18 protein-coding genes are annotated in these 21,725 nt (G+C 45.4%); 5 read left to right on the top strand and 13 right to left on the bottom strand.

Annotation, left to right across the window (positions count from 1 at the left end; translation table 11 throughout):
• Positions 1-241: 241 nt before the first annotated feature.
• The 5 genes from cruF to IQ263_RS06150 all read right to left on the bottom strand — a co-directional run bounded on the left by cruF (position 242) and on the right by IQ263_RS06150 (position 6,504).
• Positions 242-1,180, bottom strand: coding sequence for a gamma-carotene 1'-hydroxylase CruF (cruF, locus tag IQ263_RS06170; RefSeq protein WP_194066640.1), 939 nt, complete (start codon positions 1,178-1,180; stop codon positions 242-244).
• A 507-nt stretch (positions 1,181-1,687) separates the two neighbouring features.
• Entirely contained in the window at positions 1,688-3,013 is a 1,326-nt protein-coding gene (locus IQ263_RS06165; protein WP_228049832.1) for a hypothetical protein, read from the bottom strand.
• Positions 3,014-3,813: 800 nt separating this feature from the next.
• Positions 3,814-4,335 (bottom strand): hypothetical protein, encoded by a 522-nt coding sequence (locus IQ263_RS06160; RefSeq protein WP_194066638.1) that lies wholly within the window; start codon positions 4,333-4,335, stop codon positions 3,814-3,816.
• A gap of 297 nt (positions 4,336-4,632) precedes the next feature.
• Complete coding sequence (locus tag IQ263_RS06155; protein ID WP_228049828.1) at positions 4,633-5,112, bottom strand: hypothetical protein; 480 nt, start codon at positions 5,110-5,112, stop codon at positions 4,633-4,635.
• Between the two features lie 291 nt (positions 5,113-5,403).
• Complete coding sequence (locus tag IQ263_RS06150) at positions 5,404-6,504, bottom strand: saccharopine dehydrogenase family protein (RefSeq protein ID WP_194066637.1); 1,101 nt, start codon at positions 6,502-6,504, stop codon at positions 5,404-5,406.
• Between the two features lie 151 nt (positions 6,505-6,655).
• Between IQ263_RS06150 and IQ263_RS29190 the strand changes: the two genes are divergently transcribed.
• A complete protein-coding gene (locus tag IQ263_RS29190) occupies positions 6,656-6,781 on the top strand; it encodes a hypothetical protein (protein WP_255513389.1) in 126 nt (41 codons plus the stop codon).
• Positions 6,782-6,806: 25 nt separating this feature from the next.
• Here the strand turns inward: IQ263_RS29190 and IQ263_RS06145 are convergent, their stop codons facing one another.
• The 6 genes from IQ263_RS06145 to IQ263_RS06120 all read right to left on the bottom strand — a co-directional run bounded on the left by IQ263_RS06145 (position 6,807) and on the right by IQ263_RS06120 (position 13,387).
• Entirely contained in the window at positions 6,807-8,252 is a 1,446-nt protein-coding gene (locus IQ263_RS06145) for a tetratricopeptide repeat protein (RefSeq protein WP_194066636.1), read from the bottom strand.
• A gap of 27 nt (positions 8,253-8,279) precedes the next feature.
• Positions 8,280-8,504 carry a YgiT-type zinc finger protein gene (locus IQ263_RS06140; RefSeq protein ID WP_194066635.1) on the bottom strand — a complete coding sequence of 75 codons (225 nt, stop codon included), beginning with the start codon at positions 8,502-8,504 and terminating at the stop codon, positions 8,280-8,282.
• Positions 8,494-8,811 carry a DUF4258 domain-containing protein gene (locus IQ263_RS06135; RefSeq protein ID WP_194066634.1) on the bottom strand — a complete coding sequence of 106 codons (318 nt, stop codon included), beginning with the start codon at positions 8,809-8,811 and terminating at the stop codon, positions 8,494-8,496. Before IQ263_RS06135 ends, IQ263_RS06140 begins: the two co-directional genes overlap by 11 nt.
• Before the next feature lie 142 nt (positions 8,812-8,953).
• A complete protein-coding gene (gene crtO / locus IQ263_RS06130) occupies positions 8,954-10,645 on the bottom strand; it encodes a beta-carotene ketolase CrtO (protein ID WP_194066633.1) in 1,692 nt (563 codons plus the stop codon).
• A 282-nt stretch (positions 10,646-10,927) separates the two neighbouring features.
• The gene (locus IQ263_RS06125; RefSeq protein WP_194066632.1) at positions 10,928-11,710 is read right to left on the bottom strand and encodes a class I SAM-dependent methyltransferase; all 783 of its coding nucleotides are present in this window, start codon (positions 11,708-11,710) and stop codon (positions 10,928-10,930) included.
• 576 nt (positions 11,711-12,286) lie between these two features.
• Positions 12,287-13,387, bottom strand: coding sequence for a tetratricopeptide repeat protein (locus tag IQ263_RS06120; protein WP_194066631.1), 1,101 nt, complete (start codon positions 13,385-13,387; stop codon positions 12,287-12,289).
• Positions 13,388-13,673: 286 nt separating this feature from the next.
• Between IQ263_RS06120 and IQ263_RS06115 the strand changes: the two genes are divergently transcribed.
• The gene (locus IQ263_RS06115; protein ID WP_194011360.1) at positions 13,674-14,000 is read left to right on the top strand and encodes a YbjQ family protein; all 327 of its coding nucleotides are present in this window, start codon (positions 13,674-13,676) and stop codon (positions 13,998-14,000) included.
• 92 nt (positions 14,001-14,092) lie between these two features.
• Here the strand turns inward: IQ263_RS06115 and IQ263_RS06110 are convergent, their stop codons facing one another.
• On the bottom strand, positions 14,093-15,253 hold the full coding sequence (locus tag IQ263_RS06110; protein ID WP_194066630.1) for an RNA-guided endonuclease InsQ/TnpB family protein: 1,161 nt from the start codon (positions 15,251-15,253) through the stop codon (positions 14,093-14,095).
• A gap of 50 nt (positions 15,254-15,303) precedes the next feature.
• On the opposite strand from IQ263_RS06110, the gene tnpA reads away from it, so the two are divergent.
• Both tnpA and IQ263_RS06100 read left to right on the top strand, forming a co-directional pair.
• Entirely contained in the window at positions 15,304-15,702 is a 399-nt protein-coding gene (tnpA, locus tag IQ263_RS06105; protein ID WP_015175779.1) for an IS200/IS605 family transposase, read from the top strand.
• Between the two features lie 354 nt (positions 15,703-16,056).
• Positions 16,057-16,680: a hypothetical protein gene (locus IQ263_RS06100; protein WP_194066629.1), complete on the top strand. Its 624-nt coding sequence runs from the start codon at positions 16,057-16,059 to the stop codon at positions 16,678-16,680.
• Positions 16,681-17,050: 370 nt separating this feature from the next.
• On the opposite strand, the gene metH is transcribed toward IQ263_RS06100, so the two are convergent.
• Positions 17,051-20,602 (bottom strand): methionine synthase, encoded by a 3,552-nt coding sequence (gene metH / locus IQ263_RS06095; RefSeq protein ID WP_194066628.1) that lies wholly within the window; start codon positions 20,600-20,602, stop codon positions 17,051-17,053.
• Positions 20,603-20,760: 158 nt separating this feature from the next.
• Here metH and IQ263_RS06090 point away from each other — a divergent pair, with 158 nt between their 5' ends.
• Positions 20,761-21,276 carry a type II toxin-antitoxin system Phd/YefM family antitoxin gene (locus IQ263_RS06090; protein WP_339384766.1) on the top strand — a complete coding sequence of 172 codons (516 nt, stop codon included), beginning with the start codon at positions 20,761-20,763 and terminating at the stop codon, positions 21,274-21,276.
• Positions 21,277-21,725: the final 449 nt, after the last annotated feature.

Raw genomic sequence — 21,725 nt, 5'->3', positions numbered from 1 at the left:
CTAAGCTGTTGTGCAAATAAACATTGTATATTTTGATGACAATCAAAAATCGTCAAATTCTCTCCCCCTCTCCCCTGATCCCCATCGGACCCTCAATCGCCATACACAATCTATATGAGCAACAGCTTACTGCTAATCTCTAGCTGAAAAAACCCGGTTTCTTGTAGAAACCGGGTTTTTAAATTCGCTCAAAATTTCGTGTAAAATTTTGTCAAATCAGCCGCGATTACACGGGGGCCGCTTACTTATGCAAAGCACCGACGCGCTGAGAAGGAATTTCAGCTTTCAGAGCAGATTCCAAAGACGGAATTGCTTCTGTTAAGTCATCTGCTGCGGGTTTCGCCAGCCAGCTTAAGACGATCGCCGGAACTACACCCAGAAGCACAGCTAAGGATGTCGGGAACCAAAACCGAGAATCCAAGGAAGTTACAGTGATAATTGCTCCAAAAGCAAAGTTTACCAAATAAACAATTAACGGCAAACCCATTTCCGATCGATCTAATTTAATCGACGTTTTTCTCCACAAGAAAGCTGCTACTGACATAAATAGCGCTCCCGTACCCATCCAGCCCGCCAAGTTGCGGTAAGGCATCCCGAAGAAAGCCCCAAGTTCTTCAAACTCCCAAAAAGGTACTGAAGTTTGACTCATCGCCGGATCTAGTACAAAATCCCAAGCTGTTAGCAGCAAAGAACCAAGGGCGATCGCCCCGATTTGGCCCACCCAGTTGAGTTTGCCTTTACCGCCACCGACTCCAGCGCGAGCAATTATATAGGAAACCAGTCCGAGATAAAACCACGACAGCGGAATTGTAAACGGAACTAGCCCTGCAATTTTGTAGCCCAAACCGCTCAAGTAGTGATAGTTTCCGAAGGGAAAACCCGTACTCGTTCCCAACAACTCGCTACTTAAGGACAAAAACACAGAAGGCACCAAAAATGCCAGAGTTGCACCCAACCCCAACGTCCGATAGGCATAGATAGCAACCGCTGCTGCACCAAAAATGATATAAACTACTCCACCCCCAGCCATCCCCCATTGGAACAGAGTTTGTCCGGCGGGCGGTAAACTCATCACTAATTCAGGATTGGGTACAATCAGCAGCAGCCCTGCCAATCCAAAAGCCATTGACACGACGTGGGCTATCAAGCAAAAGCGCTCAGCCATCAAAAGTTGCTTCATGGGACTCCTCGAAAAAATATTAGATGCAGAAAGCATCCCCTAACAGTTTACAAATCTTTAACATCTTTAACAAAAAACCAAGACAAACTGGGAAAATCAGAATTTTCTGAATACACTGCGATCGCCCCAATCGCGAACCCGATTATACAGAATCCCCAGCCCAATTAAAAATCAGCAACTGGGAACCCAGCCCGGTCAACCGCAGAGCGATCGCCAGCGAAGTCAATGGCAGCTAGGAGTTGGCTTTCCCCGACGATCCAGAATTTTGCCAAATGCTGCTGTGCGATCGTCCCGCCCGCGGCCTGTCAAATCATGTCAGGTCGATCGACAACAATAAATAAGGTTCGTAGTGCGGACGACCGTCCGCCCTCATGCCCAAGACTTGCATTCGGCACAGATCAGTTTTTATTATGGTCATCAACCATAATATTTGAATTTCTGGTTTTCCCGAAGGGATTATTGGTAAAGCCGCCCCTCCAAATTTTTGGCATTAGTGCCAGATGTGGGTCAGGATTTAAAACCCTTAGAGCTTTTCTTTTTGTCCTGCGGTTTGGACTTTGACTTGTTAACTTCGCCTAAAGCTTGCTGAAATAAGTTGTTCAGGTGCAGGGGAACGCTGGCAATTTCCGGGAGTTCTGGTTCTAAGGGTTTTTTAAACTCTTGCAGTAAAGAATCTAAATCAGTCTCGATCGCAAAATCAGTCCGCTGCAACACAGTTTGCAAAATTTGTTCTAATTTCGCTGGATTAACTTTCGCTAACCGCTGCCAAATCCAGGCATTAATTGCAGCATCTTCAAGATAGCTGCGAACCAACTTTTCGTAACCTGGAATGGTTGAAAAGTCCTCTGCTGCCAGCATTTCGGTAAATTGAGCGTAGGTAGACAAAAAAGTTTGCCCCCAGCGAGGATGAGAAAGTGCTGTCACCTTTTCGGCTTTTTTGAAGCGATCGGGCAATTCGACTTTCGGCGTTACCATTTTTGAACTAGCATTGCTGTCGAGCATTACCTCAACGGCTTTAGCATCCGCGCCTGCTGCTGCGATGGCCGCGGCTTTGACCTCTTCTCGATCGACTCCAGCATCTTCAACCATATCCGCCAGAGATTTAGTTTCATCAACGCCGATCTCAGCTAGGTGTTTTTTAGTGATTACTTCCTGAAATTCAGCCAACTTTTTATTCAGGTGATATCCCGATAGCGTCACTTCATCGCTGCCAAAAAATTCGGTAAAATCTTCATCGTACTTTTCTACCGACTTCCAAGCTTGTTCTAACAGTTCCGGCGCGTCGCTGTACAGGTTATTTTTGTAATTTTGCTTGAAATTGCCGATCGCCACAGCCAACTTCGGCTTGCCCAATTTCCCCATCCCAATCGCAGGGCCCGAGAGTATCCACCAGTCATCGGTGAGGGGCGCAATCCGAGCCCGCAAGATTTCTCCTAACTTTAAGCGAGACATTTGTTCGAGGAAATTAGCGCTGTTGGGCTTGACAGCGTAGTGCTTTGCCGTCAGCCAGTTCATCAGTTCCAAGCTGTCGGGGGAAATTTGAGTAATCTCAAACAACGCAGGGAAGCTTCTGTGCTGCCAACTTTCTAGCAAACCGAGCTCGCTCTGGGTTAAATCCGGCTGACTTTCGATAAAAATGTCGATCGGCGTTTTATCTCCGACTTTACCTTCAACGGTAAAACTGTCAATCACTTGATTTTGCTGAGCAATATCATAGCGTTCGCCAGTCGATCTAGCTGCTGCAAAAGCTTCCAAAGCTACTGCTAAATCTCCTTCAGCATCCATCACAAAGTCAATTAAATTTTGCTTGAGCGTCCAAGCTTTTTCCAACATTTCATCCACAAGTAATACCGATTTTGAATGAGAGGATTTAGATTAACAATTATGGGACTCGATTGCGAACAATCGCCCAGATTGCGAAAAATCGCAGAAATATGCGATCGATGCCTGGTATCGTGTCCGATCGATTGCCATCACAAAACGATTCGTTGAATTGCGTACAAGAGTACCAACTCTGGGAGCGGACTAAAGCCCGCACTACGAACTTTAGGAGCGGACTAAAGTCCACACTACGAACGAATCTTAGATTTGTCAATCGATCCGAATACGATATGAGTCCTGAATTAGTTTAATTTTATGGCTAATAGTCAACAAAAAAGCGCCAATTTCCAACTCTGCTGTTAATATTTTTTTGGGCCATCCCAGTCGGAAAACCCGCCCTGGAAAAATTTTGCTGACAAATGGGATTTCAACGCAGCATAAAAATACCCCTCCCGCTCTAGAGAGCAGCTAAAAATCCCCTATAAATTTGCTAAACTCGCGTTGAAAATAGTTTTTAATTTCAATGTTATCTTGCACCTGTGGCAAAAACCGGGAATAGAACCGAAAATCTAGTATCACAATCTGTATCTCTGGTTCAAAAACCCGGTTTTTATCAGTTGAAAAACCTGGAGCGATCGAGTTTACGTGCATCTAAGACTGAAAAATACTTGCTGACTCGCAAACAACGGATACCGCGCCCCCGACGCTCCAGAGTAAATCTCCCAAAATTTTAGATTTTAGTTCAAGATTCCAGATTCACTGCGCTGCAAGTCAATCTCAAATCCCACATCTAAAATCTAAAATCGATTGTGTTAGCGGCCGTCTTTGTCAATGTCGCCGGGAACAGCGCGTTCCACCCGATCCCAAGCGTCGCGCGTGGCGTGCTTAGCCTTTTCCCACTGTAGGTTCGACTTACCGCGATTTGTTTCGTAGTCGCGCTGCAAATCGTTTTCGATGTCGCTATAGCTTTTACCAGTACCGCCGTAACGGCTGTAACCCTCGTAGCCAGTGCGGTATGCAGGTTGATAGTCGTCGTAAGTAGCGTTCGTGTCCGCGTAAGAACGGGTGCTGTAGTTGTTTTGCCAGTAAGTATCTTCTACTGTAGGGTCGATCGACTCTGCGACACCTTTACCCGCCAAACCGCCACCAAATGCGCCCACAACTGCGCCCACAACTGCGCCCACAGGCCCGCCGATCGCACCGCCGATCGCAGCACCCGCAGCACCCGCACTCGCGGCACCGATACCGGTTCCCACTGGATGAGCTCCTGTTTCCCCAGAAATCGGGTCTAGGTTAGCATCTGTTCCCTTCACTGTTTCTTTATCGTTGCTCATGATATTTTTTTCCTTTTATTTAACTGAATCTATGATTAAATCTACCTTTTAAACTTCTATTTATTCATCTTCCTTTGGGATGAATCTGCTAGCTTAAAAAGCCTGGTCAGCGCCACTAAAAAACTGGTTTGGACGGAAGAACTAAGTCGTTTAACAAGTTACTAAAACAACCTAGGGTGCGCGACAGCACACCCTAGGTCGTTAGGTTCAAGCGAGTTAAGAACGACGATCTATTGTGTTCTCACCAAAGCTCCGTATTTACCAGCAACTTGAATTAGATAGAAAATTGTTAATTTATTATTGACCCGTGACCTTTTCGATCAGCTCTTCAGCTTTTTGAACAATGTTTTCTTGCGGGTGCTCTTCGTTGTATTCCTTTAGACTTTCATCATAAACCTTCTCGACCTTTGCAGGATTTTGAGCTGTGTTGACGAGATCTTCGTAAGCTGCTTGGGGATTGAGATCCTCAAATTTTTCTGCAGGGTCAGTAATTTTACCTGACTGCTGCGCCTGACTGCTGTATTGACCTGCTGCGTAAGCCGGCTGATTGGGTGCTAGCGCCATACCTGCTAAACCAATGAAAGCCAGCGTACAGATCAGCAAAATGCTTTGACTCAATGTTTGCCCGAGAGCTTTTAAAACCCGCTTCATATCGACATCTCCTGGTATTTTTTCGCAAAAACTATGGTGTTTGTTGTCCCGATCGGGCGATCGCGCGTCCAAAACCTTGGTTAAAGTGCAATCTTTGTTGCAGCTACCGTGTGTCGATCGATCCAAAAGGGCTATTTCTGGTGATGTGCAATATCTTAAACTCCTGCTTGCTACAATTACTTCTACCAAAAGATAGATTAGTTAAACAAGCAAAACTCATCTAGTGTGAGGGCCCGCAATTGGGCAAAACACTCAATCTAGCGGTTATCCTACAATTATTATTGCAAACCCTCACTCTTCTCTCCTCTTCCTAGCGCTTACGCGCCGCTTCGCGTACTGCGTTCTTTGCGTCTTCGCGGTTCGTCAAAAACAGCCCGTTCACCACACATCTAAAATTGCCCTCAAAACCCGAACAAACTACACACACACCTGCTCTATGTTGAGGTTTCGACTCTGCATAGCTCTTTCAAATAGTTCGGTAGAAAGAGCTTGTTCCACCGACCAAACGCCAGGTTTTGCCAGTTTGCCTTCTAACATCAATTGAGCGATGCTGCCAGTACCGATACCCGTAGCTGTAGCAGCATTTGGGTGTAGTGCTGTCGATCGAACTTTAGCCGGTTTACCGTTTTTGAGGCCGGTCACTTGCGATCGCACAGCCACACCCACACCGCTAAAATTATTGCTAACAGCAGTCATCCCGTAACTGACATAGGACAAAAATTCAATCACCGAAGGATTTTTCAGCCAGCTATCGGGCCAGTATTTGGCAACAAACCAAGTCAGGTGATTGTAAATATCTGGAGACGTGCCGAATTTAGTAACAACTGTTTTTACTGGGAAAGTTTCGGGCAAAGTAATTGCTTCCGGCATATCGAACCAGTAAACCCCTGTTTGGCCGTAGGGTTCGGGAAATTCTATCGTTTCGCGATCGGTGTATGGCTTAATCTGCTGCATTTTGCCATCAATCAAAGCCTCAAAAGGAGTTTGTAAACCTAAGAAAGTAGTCCGCATCACCGTGACACCAGCACCGCCAGAACCACCGACAACGTAACTCAAATGCACCTGTTCGGCTGTATCTAATTTCTCGATATCTCGGCGTACCATGCTATTAGAAACTCCCGGAAAAATTCCCGTGTTAATAATCGCTGTCACCCCAGTATTCTTAGCTGTTTCGCGCAATTCTAAAGCTCTGCGAGTAAAACTGCGGCTGTCGCTGACATCAGCATAATTAACACCAGCTTCGATGCAAGTTTTCAATACGCTAGCATCTCGGTAGTGAAATGGCCCGGCACAGTGAACGACGAGGTTAGAGGATGAAACAGCTTGTTGCAAAGCGGCGCTGTCTGCTAAATCTAAAGCTAAATAGCGCGATCGATCCGGCGGCAACTCTGGTGGAAGAGAGCCATTAGGGTCGCGTCCGGTAATAGTAATTTCTGCGTCGGTGTGGGTAACAAGGTCTTGGGCAACGCTGCTGCCAATTCGGCCCCGCCCGCCGACAATCAAAACTCGGTTTGTCATCGCTAAAAATAGGGTAACGCTAATATTATTTTCTCATTGTTTGAGTCATATTTTCCATCTGCACAAAGGATGAATTTTTGATAAACAGTCGATCGTTGATAGTTGACAGTGACAGTTGGTAGGGGCCGGTGCCTGTGAGTGTCAGCCAGTTTTGAAAGAGCGCGAACCAGCTCCAAGTTTGGCAAAAAATGCTCCCGATTTAGAGAAGGTGTTAAGTTCGATCGCCCTTCGTTTTCCCTTGATGCGTCATCATGCTGAAGAAATTATCTCGCAATAATTATTCTGGAAAATCACTAACTTTATCAGCTCGGAGGAATAATATATTTCCAAGAGGTAACTCTCACTTTTTCTAGCCCTATGCTTTTAGCAATTTCCAAAACTCGATCGTAATCTTTTGCTTCCACGTAGCTTTTAGCCAGATGCTCCAATGCGACATATTTGATTGATTCATCAGTTGCAGAGCGAGCAAATTTGATAATTTTATCGGAATTATTTTCGGTATTTGCATATTGATAAATAATCGACCTTAACAACGCTCTTTGGTCAAATTCGTTCTCTAAGGTTTTAGTAATTGCTATAATTCTATCGCATTCTAATTCTTGGGAGACCATCAATTCCGCGATTACCGCTAATGGATCGTCACCGGCAGAAATAGAAGCTGGAGCCATTTTAATAATCGACTCAAATTGTCCTAGTTCAGCATAGCGGTAAGCAATTGCCCATAACGCTTCGTCTTTGTGATATTCGTTCTCTAAATTTTCTGCAAATTCAAGTGCTTTGTCAAATTGCCCCGCTTTAGCATAACCGCCAGCTATATCGCTCATTGCCTCCCATTTCCAATCATTCTCATCCTCATCATCTGGATCTTTTATCATTCCTGCAATTTCCTTGGCCTGTTCAAATTGTCCGGATGCGACATAATTTTTGACAATTTGAATTAAGGGTGAGTTTTTCCAATCATTATCTATGGTTGCAACAATTTTCAAGGCTGCATCCGATTGTCCGGCTTTTGCATATTCATCAGCGATCCAAGCTAGAGCTAATTCTTTTTCCTCATTGTCTATTATTATTTCAGCAATCTGGATGGCTCGATCGAATTGCCCTATTTTAGCATATTTTCTGGCGAGCCGATTTAAAATCCAGGCTTTGTCACGGTCATTTTCTACCAGTTGGGCAATCTCAAAAGCTGTATCTAGCTGTCCTAAATTTTCCTGGACATAGTAGGAAAGATGAGTTAACATCCAAGCTGGCTCTCGATCGTTTTTTATGACCCCAGCAATTCGGATAATCTGAGTCAATATCTCAGCAGCTTTGTTGGTTTGTTCTGCCTGACTGTAGCTGTAATAAATATCGATCGAAGCCCGAGCTTTATAATAGTTAATTTCTATTATTTGGGCAATACTGAGAGCCGAGTCAGCTTGTCCAGATGCTGCAACTTGAGACGCGATCGCACTTAACGCACAAGCTTGAAAATCCTCATCTTCTATGCCTCGTGCCACCCGAACAGCAGAGCCGTAGTTTTCTACTTTAGCATAACTGCGGAGGAACAAATCTAACACTTGCTCTCTTACAGAAAATGAGGTTTTAGGCAAAGCTTTAGGAATGTTATTTGGGAATGCTTGGGCTATCTGAAAAGCTCTAGCAAAATTTTCTTCGGCTCGATCGATTTCTGCCAATTTGAGATGACTGTCGCCGATTTCAACCAACTCCAGAGCCTGAAAACGATCTTTTAAAAGTTGGGATGACATTACCTGGACTTCCTCTTGATTTGCTAACTATACAAAGTCATAAATAGGGACTTCCAGCGTGCGACTTGGCTGTTTTCCTTTCCAGATGATTTGCTGTAGTCGCTCTACAGTTTCTGGTGAGAAAAAACGCTCTCCTGTTTCTACACACAATCGGGCTGGCACATTTTCAATAATGATAAAATTTCCATCCATTTCAAGAGTATAGTTAACTCTTTGTTCAATCATGGTTTCTTTCCAGACTTCATTGCTCATTTTGAGTTCTCCTAACTTTGAAATTCATCCACAGTTCAGCGCTCGGTTCGTATAGGGTAATAATTTTTATCAAAGGGCGGGATGGATAACTACACTGGATGTGCAAAGGTCGAGCTGCTAGGGTAAAACCCTGTATCAGGCAGCTTGGACCATATTTGTCGTCTGGATAATCTTCGATAACTTCACCGCTTGAAATAGCGTCGCGCAGTTCTTGCACCGCGATCTGGCGGATGATGCTTTGATTGAGAGCGTGCTGTGAGAACTCAAACTGGCTTTGAACAATTTTATTGCGGATTTCTTCAATCATTACCAGGGTGCATAACAGCTTACGGATTTCCTTTTGATCTAAAACTTAACATTTAATTATACATAAAATCACCCTATTTTTCAACTAAGCTTACCAAAAACAGTCAATCAATAAGGGCGGGGAATGCCCGCCCCCTTAGCTTCTAATTACTCCGAAACACCGACTTAGCCGTCGATTTCAAAGAATTAGCCGCATCCGCCAAAGTTTGCGCGATCGGCTGCTGCGAGTGCATGAAGACGCGAGCCGTATTGCGTCCCGGCATCCCCGAAATCGAGCCGCCAGGGTGCGTACCCGCACCAGTTAAAAACAAACCGTCGATCGGCGTTTTGTAATTGGCCAACTCCGGTAAAGGACGGAAAAATATCATCTGATCCAGCGTCATGTCAACGTGGTAATAATTCCCCTTCAGCGCCCCCAAACGCTCTCCCAATTCGGCCGGACTTTCCACGCGGCGGCCGATAATTGAGTTCTTGATATTCGGCGCGTATTCTGCTAATTTGTCAATGCAGCGATCGGCAACTTTGTTTTTCAGCTCATCCGTCCAACCCGTACCGTGCTGACCGGTTCCCTCAGCATTTTCGATTTGGTAAGGAGCAAAAAATTCAATCCAAGCCGTATGGTGTCCGGGAGGAGCCATCGACGGGTCTCTTACGGTAGGAAACACGACATACATCGACGGATCGGAATCGGGGATTTTGCCGATCGCAGGCTGAGTATGAGCAATTTCCACGTGTTTCACCGAGTCAGCAATCAACACAGAACCCATCAAATATTCATCTCGGTGATTCCAGCGATCGAATTTAGGTACTTCATTGAGAGCTAAATCAATTTTCAGAATTGTCTCGTTGTTATTGACAATTTTGCGCTCCAATCTTTCCCGCAAATTCGGGTCAGCAGCATCAACATCGCTGTCATCCATTAAGTGCAGAAACAGACGCTTAGCATCAATATTAGAAATGACGCCTTTAGTAGCTCGATATTCGGTGCCGCCTGCAACTCGAACTCCCACCGCGCGGCCATTATCAACTAATATTTTCTCAACGTGCTGGTCGGTAAGTATAACACCCGCATAGGTTTTGACTAAATTGACGAGCGCTTGCACCAATGCACCCGTTCCCCCGCGAGGCCTCGCCATGCCGGGATTGTGGCGCATGGCCATCATAATTGCACCGATCGCAATGGTTTTTTGCGAAGGAGGCGCGCCCAATTCTGAAGCGAGTCTCGCTAAGGGTGCTTTCAGAAATTCCTCATCAAACCACTCGTTGAGAATGTCCTCAGCGCTGGTAATCATCGTGCGAATAAAGTCCAGCGTTTTGTCGGGGGAACCGATGACTGAAAATAAGTCTTTGAGTTTGGCAATATCGTAGTTGCCGGCAATATCTATAATAGATTTTGGTGGCGCATTGAACATCGGGATCATTGCACTTAAAGCGCGCTGCCAAAAATCTGTATATTCGGCATATTTTTTCGCGTCGCGCTCGTTGTAGCGGGCAATTTCTGCACAAGTTTTTTCGACGGAAGTGTGTGCTAAGAAATATTTGCCGTCTGGATGCGGACAAAAAACGACTGGATCGCAGTAAAGATATTCTAAACCGTATTTTTCCAGTTCTAATTCTTCTACGACTGGCCCTAGATGGATAAATTCGTGGTCGATCGCGCACAAATTGAATTTAAAATCGGGTAATTCGGGAATCGCAGCTTCGGTAGTCGCCGCGCCGCCGGGAACCGAACGTTTTTCTAACAAAAGGACTGTATATCCGGCTTTGAGGAGATAAGAGGCACAGACAAGTCCGTTGTGACCCGCTCCGATGATAATTACATCATAGGTTTGCATAAATGAAGCTCTGGGGATAGGATATTTTGTTTGATTTTACAAATGTTAACAAGTTGGCAGTCTCTATCAATAGAAATAGATTCATCTTCAGAGATTAGTTTTAGTATCTTACAAAAGATGGAGGTTTTATTAAATGCTGTCGTGCGATCGCCTGCTTGTTTCTTGAATTGACCGATCAATTGTTTGCTTTCAAGTGTCAATTGTTGAACCTTCGATCGCTCCTGCCAACTAGCCCCTGCATCATACCACAGATTTTGGAATTTACTTGCGTCACACAAAAAATTAATTATCAGTACGATTTCCCAAATAAACTCTTGTTTTGTAAACTAATGAAACAAAGCCTCGATCGCCGCAGTGAGCTTGATAAAGCTCGGTTAAATCCGAGATGATTTTCTGCAAGTGAGGCCCGGAGTTGGGAATGTACGACGCGCTTTTGGCCCGCCCGATCAAACCTGCTAAATCTACATTTTGTCTGTGAGCAAATTCGATCGCGCGCACGTCACTAAAATCTGGACTCGCAAGCAATGGCTCGATCGCGCGAGCTCGCTTTTCGGCAGGATGGCTGTTAGAAGCGCTTTTAACAATTTGAGTGTAACCTAGTGTCAGCGCATCCGCGCGATCGCGCAAATTCCAAACTACAGCCAACCTTCCCGACGGCTTGAGAATTCGCCGAAATTCTGGTAAGCTTAAAACAGGATTAAACCAATGAAAAGACTGGAAACACGAGACTAAATCGAGGGATGAGTCGGGCAAATTAGTAGCTTCAGAAGTTCCTTCTCTAAACTCTACCCGCTCGTGAGGTGCAGCCGCTTGTCTCATTTCGGCATTAGGCTCGATCGCTAATACTCGAACACCTCTTTCTGCTAAATGACGCGAAGAAATCCCCGTACCTGCACCGATATCGGCTGCTGTTAATTGCGAAGATTCCCCAAGTCCATCTAAAATCGCCTCAATCGCAGCGGCTGGATAAGTCGGGCGGTATTTGACATAATCGGCGGCGCGATCGGAAAATCGACCTAGCGGATTCATCTCGTATAGCGCAGGTTTAGAATCATTTGAATTCATAGTTGGCAGTTGGCAGTTGGCAGTTGTCAGTTGGCAGTTGGCAGTTGGCAGTTGTCAGTAGTTAGTTGTCAGTTGGCAGTTGGCAGTTGGCAGTTGTCAGTAGTTAGTTGTCAGTAGTTAGTAGACATTTTAACTAATGACTAAGGAATGAAAATTTAATAACTTAAGCAATTGCTCGATACTTTCGCTCTGTCTGGTAATGCAGATAGGCGAGGAAGAGCCTCCTTTTATCTGCTAACTTACAGGATAGAGGACTGTAGGAGGTGTTTAAGTTATTAAGTTTTAGATCCTAATTATAAATCAATACGGTTTACTTAAAATCCTCTTAATAGAGCAACGAAGCAATCGCAGTATTATTTGGTTTTCAGAATATTTTAGCACATGGATCGTCTTAACTAAACCGTATTGGATGACAAGTTAGTTTGCGAGATTAAAAACTAGCTTGTCTAATGACTAATGACTAATAACTAATGACTAATGACTAATGACCAATGACTAATGACCAATGACTAATGACTAATGACCAATGACTAATGACCAATGACCAATGACTAATGACTAATGACTACTGACTAATTATTTGAGTTCATTGAGGGCAGCCTCGGCTTTTTGGGCGCCATCATTGTTTCCTTGCTGGCGGTAAGTGTCTAGAGCTTGTTGGAAAGCTTGAATTGCTTCGGATGTGCGATCGCGCGCTTTGAGTGCTTGACCCATATCGTAATAAGCTTCTGCTCTGTTTGGATCGATCTGGATCACTCGCCTAAAAGTGATAATCGCTCCTACAAAATCTTGTTTTTGGATTTGAATTTCCCCGATCGCCACGTATGCTTCAACTAAATTCGGGCGCACGTCAATCGCCCGCTTATAAGCTACCACGGCTCCGTCTAAGTCGTTTTGAGATCTGAGAAGTTCGGCGATTTCTACTTGCACTTCGGGATTTCGTGGCTCTAGTTTGGCTGCTTCTTCAAAAGCTGCTAGTCCTTCGGAAGTGTTGCCGTTCCGCAGCAAAGCACTACCTAATTTTAACTGGATGCTGGACTGTTTGGGAGCGAGTTTGGCTGCTTCTTCGAGCACGGTGACAGCACTGGCAAAATTTCCCTGCTGGATCAATACTAAACCCATTGAAGAATAAGCTTGCCAATTTTTCGGATCGAGGGCGATCGCCTCTTGGTATGCTTTAAATGAACCGCTGTAATCTTTTTGCTGAAAAAGTACCACTCCCAGACCGATGCGGGCGTTGACATTTTTGCGATCGAGCGCAGTGGCGCGGCGGTAAGCGGAGGCTGCTGCGGGATAGTTTTGTAGGTTCGCCATAGCATATCCTAGGGCGTATTGAAAATCAGCATTTTTGGGTTCGAGACCGATCGCCTGTTGGTAAAATTCTACAGAGGCTTGATAGTTGCCTTGACGCGCTTCTAAATAGCCAATACCGGAAAAAATGCGCGGGTTTTCGGCATCTAAACGCGCTGCTTGCTGATAAACGTCGATCGCCTTACTGTAATCTCCTGCATTTACCAACTCGCGTCCTTGTCGCAGCAGATCGTCTAAATTTGAATCGTTTTTAGGTTGAACTTGAACAGATGTTTCTGCTGATAGCGCTACCTGCGGCGCTGCGATCGCGAATCCCGCTACCAACAGCGTACTTAATACCAAGAGACTTTGTTTGTGGACGGCCATTTGTTTCAAAGAATGTGTGGAATAAAAGAGCGAGTTGCAGCCAGCTTGCTAGCGCTGAGCTGCAAGAAACGGATACAAACCACTGACGCTAGCGTCAGAGTATATCCCAAAATTTTAGAGTTTAGTTCAACCTCCGGTGATTCAAGGTGCTGGAGCGTCAATCCAAAATTCTTCAATTCTTTAATCGACGCTCCAGCTTAGGGTTTGGCTGGAATCTTGGAACGGCGAGATGTAGTAAATCTACAGAACTCGACTCACTCAAAATTTTCGCACTTGAGGGCAACTGATGATTGTAACAACAACTGATATCATCCAAGGAGCAGAAATTCAATCTTACTTGGGAATTGTAACTGCTGAGGTGGTCTACGGCACCAACGCCCTGCGAGATTTTTTCGCGGGGATTCGCGACATCATCGGCGGGCGCACCGGCAGTTATGAGGAAGTGTTTCTCAAAGGACAGCGAGATGCCCTCGCGGAACTGGAAAAACGGGCAGGGCGTCTCGGTGCTAATGCCGTCATCGGGGTGGAAGTTGATACTGGCACGATTAATGTAGACTCTTCGGGAGCTCTCCTGCTGATTACTGCCGTCGGAACGGCTGTAAGATTGCGTTAAGCAGCCTTTCCTCTATACGTCGGCGAACTTTGTTTAACTGGATAAAATAGTTATTCTTGAAATACTCCCCGGCGTAAACGCACGGGGATTCTTTACGCTTCACCGACTGATGCAACCGAAGTTGTCTTACTCTGTCTCTGCGTACATTTAGAGTCGTGGCGATTCCCCATCCCGACTTTCTCTATATTCTTAGCGGCATTTTCATCTCTATCCTGCTCGGTGTTGCAACTTAGACAAAGCACTGAGCGGATAGATAAATCAATTTTGCCCCACTTGAATCCACAATCCGAACACACTTGGCTAGTGGGTTCCCAGCGACTAATTACCTTAAACTCTCTACCAAGTTTCTCTGATTTAGCCTCGCAAAGCGTTCGGAATTCGTACCAGCCTTGCTGACTAATCGCTCTTGAAAGTTTCCGGTTCTTGACCATTCCTGACACATTCAAATCTTCCAAAATAATCACTTGGTTTTCGTTGACTATTTTGGTTGACAGTTTGTGGAGAAAATATGAGCGGGTGTCGGCAATTCCATTATGCAGTTTCGCAATTCTGATGCGAGTTACATTCCTTCTCCTAGAATCTTTGGGCTGATGGGCTAATTTGCGTTGTAGTTTGCGAACTTTTCGGTCTAGTTTTTTATAGCTAGGGCTTTCGACTTTTTCACCGTTACTCATTACTGCAAAAGTTTTAATTCCCAAATCAATCCCGATACTTGGGCTTTTAGCTTCGGATTGAATTGGTTTGACCTCTACAACAAAACTTAGAAAATAGCGGTTCGCACAGTCTTTGATTACCGTGACAGAGCTAGGTTCAGATGGCAATTCTCTAGACCAGACTGGGTTAACAATTCCAATCTTGGCTAAATAAACTCCATCACCTTTGAGGGAAAACCCTCCAACTCTAAAACGCGCCGATTGGCTGTTAGTTCGTTTTTTGAACTTAGGATATCCGACTTTACGTCCTTTTCTTTTCCCTTTGCAGGAGTTGAAGAAGTTCTTAAAAGCAACATCCAGGTCGGCAACCGACTGCTGTAATGGGACGCAGGACACATCTCCTAGCCAAGCTCTTTCCTCAGTATTTTTAGCCTGGGTAATTACGATTTTTTGCAAATCTACTGAACTCGGCTTTTTCTCGGACTGCTTACACAGAGCAAGCGCATCGTTCCAGACTACACGCACGCAGCCAAACAACTGAGCTAGGCTCTGTCGTTGTTGGTCGGTTGGGTAGAATCTGTAACGATATCGTGATTTCATAACTGTGCTAAAGTTGGTCTGCAACTAAATCATATCTTGGTTTGCCAAAAATGACAACCGACTATCGCCGAGAACGACATTCTGTTACAGAACTTAAGATCCACTTGGTCTGCGTGACAAAGTATCGTCGGCCTGTATTTACAAGTGAAAGTCTTGACTTGATTGAAAAATCATTTCGAGAGGTTGCCGAAAAAATGAATTTTCAGGTTCTAGAGTTTAACGGTGAAGGCAATCACGTTCATGCGCTGATTGAGTATCCGCCTAAACTTTCTGTTTCTCAAATAGTGAATGCGCTAAAAGGGGTGTCTAGCCGTCGATATGGGCAAGCCGGACACAAGAAACCACACAAGGAAGCTTTGTGGAGTCCCAGTTATTTCGCAGTTTCCGTAGGTGGTGCACCTCTAGAAGTCTTAAAGGAGTATATTAGGAATCAAGAAAAGCCGTCCTAAAAGGACGGGGCTTGTGTCCCATTTTCTTGGTCATCAGTCATCAGTCATTAGCTAATAGCTTCTGACTGATGGCTGATATCGTTTCCGGTTGCATCGGAATCATAAAATCGAGTCAACAGTTAACACTCAACCATTCAGTTTTTCGCCCCGCCCCTCAACAGTCAACACTCAACAGTTAACAGTCAACAGTCAACAGGAGTGAAACCGGAATTGATATGATGACTTTTTTGTTTCTTTCTTCAGACAGAGATTCTGGTTATTTCCCCAGGCAGATATAGTTTTTATCAATCTCAGCCAAAATCAATACATAAGTTCTAGATTCTTAAAAATAAAAACAGTTCAGAGGAAAAAAATATGTCCTACGTAAATAGACCTGCCGATAACGTTGTTACTGAACCGGTGGTGGTGAATTCAGTGATGGAATACCACGATCGAGTGCGGTGGGGCCCGATATTTTCTGGTTTGGTAATTGCGATCGCCACCCAACTGGTGTTAAGTGCATTGGGCGCGGCGATCGGCTTAAGCAACATCGCTAATTCAGGAGCACCGCGCACTATTGCCAGCAGCGTCGGTACTGGGGTAGGAATTTGGTCAATTATCAGTTTGCTAATTAGCTTAGGCGTTGGCGGCTGGGTAACAGCTCGCGCTTGCGGCCCGATGAACCGTAGCACGGCACTTTTGAACGGAGCAATTTTGTGGGCAACTACCTTAACAATTGGCTCTTGGCTGTTAGCAAACGGCGTGGCCGGTACTTTTGGCATAGTAGCTGCCAATGCCGGAGAAGTGATTAATCAAGCCCAGCAAGGTGTGGTCAATCTGCCGAACCAAGCGCCTAACGTATCGGCTCAAGATACTCGCAATATTGCAGAAAATGCCGCCAAAGCTGGCTGGTCATTTTTGTTCGGCTCCCTATTGGGTTTGGTTGCTTCAATGGCAGGGGCATCTGCAGGGGCGCGCACTCCCCGGAATTACTCGTAAGACAGAGTTCGGGAATTGGGAATCGGGCATCGGCCATTTCTCCTTCGCAGGCTCTACCCGTTGGTGATATCGTTTCCGGTAGCATCGTCAGGTGATTTAACCGCAGAGGGCGCAGAGAACACAGAGGAAGACAAGAGAGAGAGATGAATACAGAAGTATGAAGCGCGGATTTGATCTGACTCGATTTTGTAATTCCGATGCTACCGGATTTGATATGACAACTTAACACTAAAATCCATAATAAATGTCGGTTGTAGCTGAGTCTAGAACCCCCAAAATTCACCTTAACAAGCAGGGTGAATTTTCTCGTTCCCAGGTAGAACCGGGGAACGAGTAACGAGTATAATTTGGGCCTTCCTCACCCTACAAATTAGGCGGTAAAGTATTTAGCCGCTGGGTGATAGGTGATAATTGCAGTGGTGGATTGTTCGGGATAAAGCTGCTCGCTTTCATCCATGTACAAGTTTATCCGATCGCACTTTAGCAATTCCAGTTGCTTGTACTGATCCGCCATATTCGGACAAGCAGGATAGCCAAAACTGTACCGCGAACCGCGATATCTCTGCGCTAGCATATCCCGAATATTGTCCGGTTCTTCGCTACCAAAGCCCAATTCCCGCCGAATCCGCGCGTGAGTCCATTCTGCTATTGCTTCCGCCGTCTGCACCGCTAACCCGTGAAAGTAGAGATAATCGGTATATTGATTGTTAGCAAATAGCTTTTGCGCGTACTCTGTAGCAACTTCTCCCACCGTCGCTACTTGCATCGGAAATACATCGATTTTACCCGATTCTTTCGGTGCGAAGAAGTCGGCAATACACAGCCGGCGCGCCGATTTTTGGCGGGGAAACGTTAATGTTGCTGCGGGTGTCGATAAATCTTGCCCGTTACTCATAATTTCTGGATCGTACACATACAAAGAATTGCCTTCAGATTGACAGGGAAAATACCCGTAAATTGCTTGGGGATTCAATAGCTTTTCGGCAATAATTTTGTGTTTCCATTCCTCCAATATCGGATAAACTTTTTCCGCTAAGAAAGCATCGTATTCTTCCCGCGATTGATCTTTGGGCTTGCGGAACTGCCACTGTCCCGCCACTAATGCTTGCAAATCTAAGTGCCAGAAAATCTCCTCAAAGGGGATGTCTTCTCCCTGCAACAGTTTCGTTCCCCAGAAAGGAGGATTTGGGCGATCGATATCTGCAGCAACCGCTTCGGAACGCCTGGTATCAATCACCACCGGAATATCTGGTTTCCCAGCATCTTCTACAGCAGTTTCTGCCGAAATTTTAGCTGCTTTCACCGTCTTATTTTCTTGCCCTAATTCATCTAAAAATCCTTGCAAATCTTCCCAGTTACCAGCAGATTTGGCTGGCATGAGTTTCTCCATGAAATGCAAGTCAGAAAACGCATCTTTGCCGTAAATTACTTTACCTTTATACGTATTTTGGCAATCTTCATGCACAAACTTTGGAGTCAAAGCTGCACCCCCCAAAATCACGGGAACGGTGATTCCTTTCTGGTTGAATGCTTCCAGATTTTCTTTCATGAATGCGGTGGATTTCACTAGCAAACCGCTCATTGCAATACAGTCGGCTTTGTGCTTTTCGTAGGCTTCGATGATGTTGTCAACCGACTGTTTGATTCCCAAGTTAATCACTCGGTAGCCGTTGTTTGATAGGATAATATCAACCAAGTTTTTGCCGATGTCGTGAACGTCGCCTTTAACAGTCGCGATCAGGAATGTGCCTTTGGCATTATCCCCGGATTCTGACTTTTCCATGTACGGTTCTAAATAGGCAACGGCGGCTTTCATAGTTTCTGCTGACTGCAATACAAACGGTAGCTGCATTTGTCCCGAACCGAACAATTCTCCTACTACTTTCATGCCGTCTAGCAAGAAGGTATTGATAATGTGGAGGGGTGGATAGGTTTCTAATGCTTTGGCGAGTTGGATGTCGAGCCCAATTCGTTCGCCGTCGATGATGTGCTGCTTCAGGCGTTCTTCTACGGGGAGGTTTGCGTCTTCTGTCCGATCGCGCTTGGTAGTTTTGCCAGCAAACACCGTTGTTAGGTCGCCCAAGGGGTCGTAAACGCAAATTTCGCCGTCGAACTCCCTCTCGTCGTAAATCAGTTTACGGCAGATTTCCTGGTGTTTGGGGTCGATTTTGGCGATCGGCAAAATCTTGTTAGCGCTGATAATAGCCGAATCCATCCCCGCCTGCATCGCTTCGTGCAAAAACATGGAATTCAAAACTTGCCGCGCCGCCGGATTCAAGCCGAAGGAAATATTAGAAACTCCCAAAATTACGTGACAACCCGGCAATTCTTGGCGGATGCGGCGGATCGATTCGATGGTAGCTTTGCCGTTTTTTCGGTCTTCTTCAATCCCGGTGGAAATGGGCAAAGCTAAGGGGTCAAAAAAGATTTCCTCAGCGCTAATTCCGAAGGCGACGGCGGCGTTATAGGCGCGTTGGGCGATCGCAAATTTTTGGTCAGCAGTTCTAGCCATCCCATCTTCATCAATCGTCCCAATTACTATCCCTGCGCCGTATTTTTTTGCCAATTCCAAAACTTGATAAAAGCGCGGTTCTCCGTCTTCATAGTTAGTAGAATTCAGCAAACATTTGCCGCCGGCAACTTTTAACCCCGCTTCCATTTTTTCCCATTCGGTGGAATCCAACATTAAGGGCAGAGTTGCATTAGTCACCACGCGGGAAACTAATTGTTTCATGTCGCGCACGCCGTCGCGCCCGACATAATCAACGTTGACATCGAGAACGTGGGCACCTTCTCGCACTTGTTCCCTAGCCATTGCTACTAAACCGTCCCAATCTTCGGCGTTTAGCAAATCGCGGCATTTTTTGGAACCGCTGGCGTTGAGTTTTTCGCCGACAATTAAGAAAGAATTTTCTTGTTCGTAGGGTTGGGCGCTATAAATTGAAGCAGCGGCCGGTTCCCAAGAAAATTCGCGAATTTTTGGCGTGAGAGTTTCGCCAATTTCTGATAGTTGTTGGATGTGATCGTAGCGGGTGCCGCAGCAGCCGCCGATGACTTGCACGCCTAAGTCTTCGACGAAGCGCATCAAGGCCATTTTTAATTCTATTGGCGTGAGTTTGTAGTGCGCGTGGCCACCGATGTTTTCGGGTAAACCGGCGTTGGGAATGCAGGAAATTACGAAGGGCGAATGTTCGGAAAGGTATTTGACGTGTTCCGTCATGCGATCGGGCCCGGTGGCGCAGTTTAATCCTAAAATATCTATGGGATAGGGTTGCAAAATGGCGAGGGCGGCGCTGATGTCGGAACCGACTAACATCGTGCCGGTGGCTTCCATTGTGATTGATACCATTAATGGAATCCGCGCACCTTTTTTCTTAAATACTTCTTCAATAGCATTTAATGCTGATTTAATTTGCAGCACGTCTTGACAAGTTTCGACAAGAAATAAGTCAACGCCGCCGTCATAAAGTCCTTCTGCTTGTTCGGTAAAAGCGGCGGTTAGCGTGTCGAAATCAATGTGTCCTAAGGTTGGCAATTTGGTGCCTGGCCCGATCGATCCTGCGACAAATCTCGGTTTTTCTGGCGTGTCAAATTCGGCGGCGATTCCCTTGGCAAGTTCTGCCGCTGTTTTGTTAAGATAATATGCTTTGTCTGCTAAATCGTATTCGGCGAGCACGATGGAAGCAGCGCCGAAGGTGTCTGTTTCGATGACATCAGCGCCTGCTTCGAGGAATCCTCTGTGCACGGTGGCGACGGCTTCCGGTTTGGTGTGCACGAGATATTCGTTACAGCCTTCGTATTCTTTGCCGCCGAAGTCTTCTGCGGTGAGGTTTTGGACTTGCAGGTTGGTTCCCATGGCGCCGTCGAAGACGATGACTGGGCGCGAGGGGTGGTGGAGTCGATCGAGAAATCTGCTATTCATCGGCGGTAAAAAGACGTAGGTGCTATATGTTTACATTTTGATCTATTGTGCAATATTCTCAACAATTATGCCTATCTTGGGGAATTGCTGATGACTGAAGGATTTAATGTTAGTGACAATAGTTCGTAGGCGCAAGCCGGGGCGTAGCCATCGCACCTGTGATTTTACCGATCGCCCTAGATAATTCTCAAAATTTGGCTGCGGGCGATGCTGCGGGGGAAAAATTGGCCAGTGGCGAGGTTTTTTTTCGCTTAACTGTTGAGGATTTTTGCAAAAATGCGATCGAGATAATTAAACGAGTCATGCAAAAGGGCGATCGAATTATCTTACAGCAAGCCGGGGAAGACATCGCCACCATTGTTTTGGAAGAAGAGTTTCAAAAACTAGATTACCTGCTGGAAGAACTCAAACCGTCACAATTTTTCCCCGACGAAGAAGCCTATTATGAAGATAATGGAGCAATTCACGGCATCTACCCGGACGAACTTGTCAAGGACTTTGATAAAATTTTAGCAGATGTCAAGGAATTTGACGAATTGTTTGGTTTGTTGCCGACTGAGGAAATGGGAGAGAATATTGATATTTTCATATCTGTAGCTATTCTGATGTCTGTCGATCGATTTTGGGTGCCGGAGTACCTGATAGCTGAAAAAGCCAGACTAAAAATGGCATAATATCATCTCCGCTCAATTAGTTGCGATTCCTGTAGGAGTTCGCTTCGCCAATATTTATAAATAAAAAAAATAGATCCGGTAAACCCACCCCGATCGCTGCGGGCAGGCATTCTTGGCACTATCCTACATATTTGTACTGATTGAGGATTGCTATCACTAAATCGGCGCGAATATTTATCCTTGGCATCACGCAGGAGGCAGTTCGGCTTGAGGAGAAGCGTGCGATTGACATTTCATTGCACAGTGCTGTTTATTTGCGCCTTTTTACTTAGTGAGAACAGAAGTAATCAGAAAAATCTCAGGAGTGAAGTTCTCATATCGTTTCCGGTTGCATCGGAATAATAAAATCGAGTCAACAGTCAACAGTCAACAGTCAACAATCAACAATCACCTGACGGTGCAACCGGAATTGATAACACAACCAACCTTTGAATATTAAAAAATATTAA

This window comes from Tychonema sp. LEGE 06208, from assembly GCF_015207505.1.
Classification (GTDB): Bacteria; Cyanobacteriota; Cyanobacteriia; order Cyanobacteriales; family Microcoleaceae; genus Microcoleus.
This window is presented reverse-complemented; position numbering and strand designations above follow the sequence as displayed.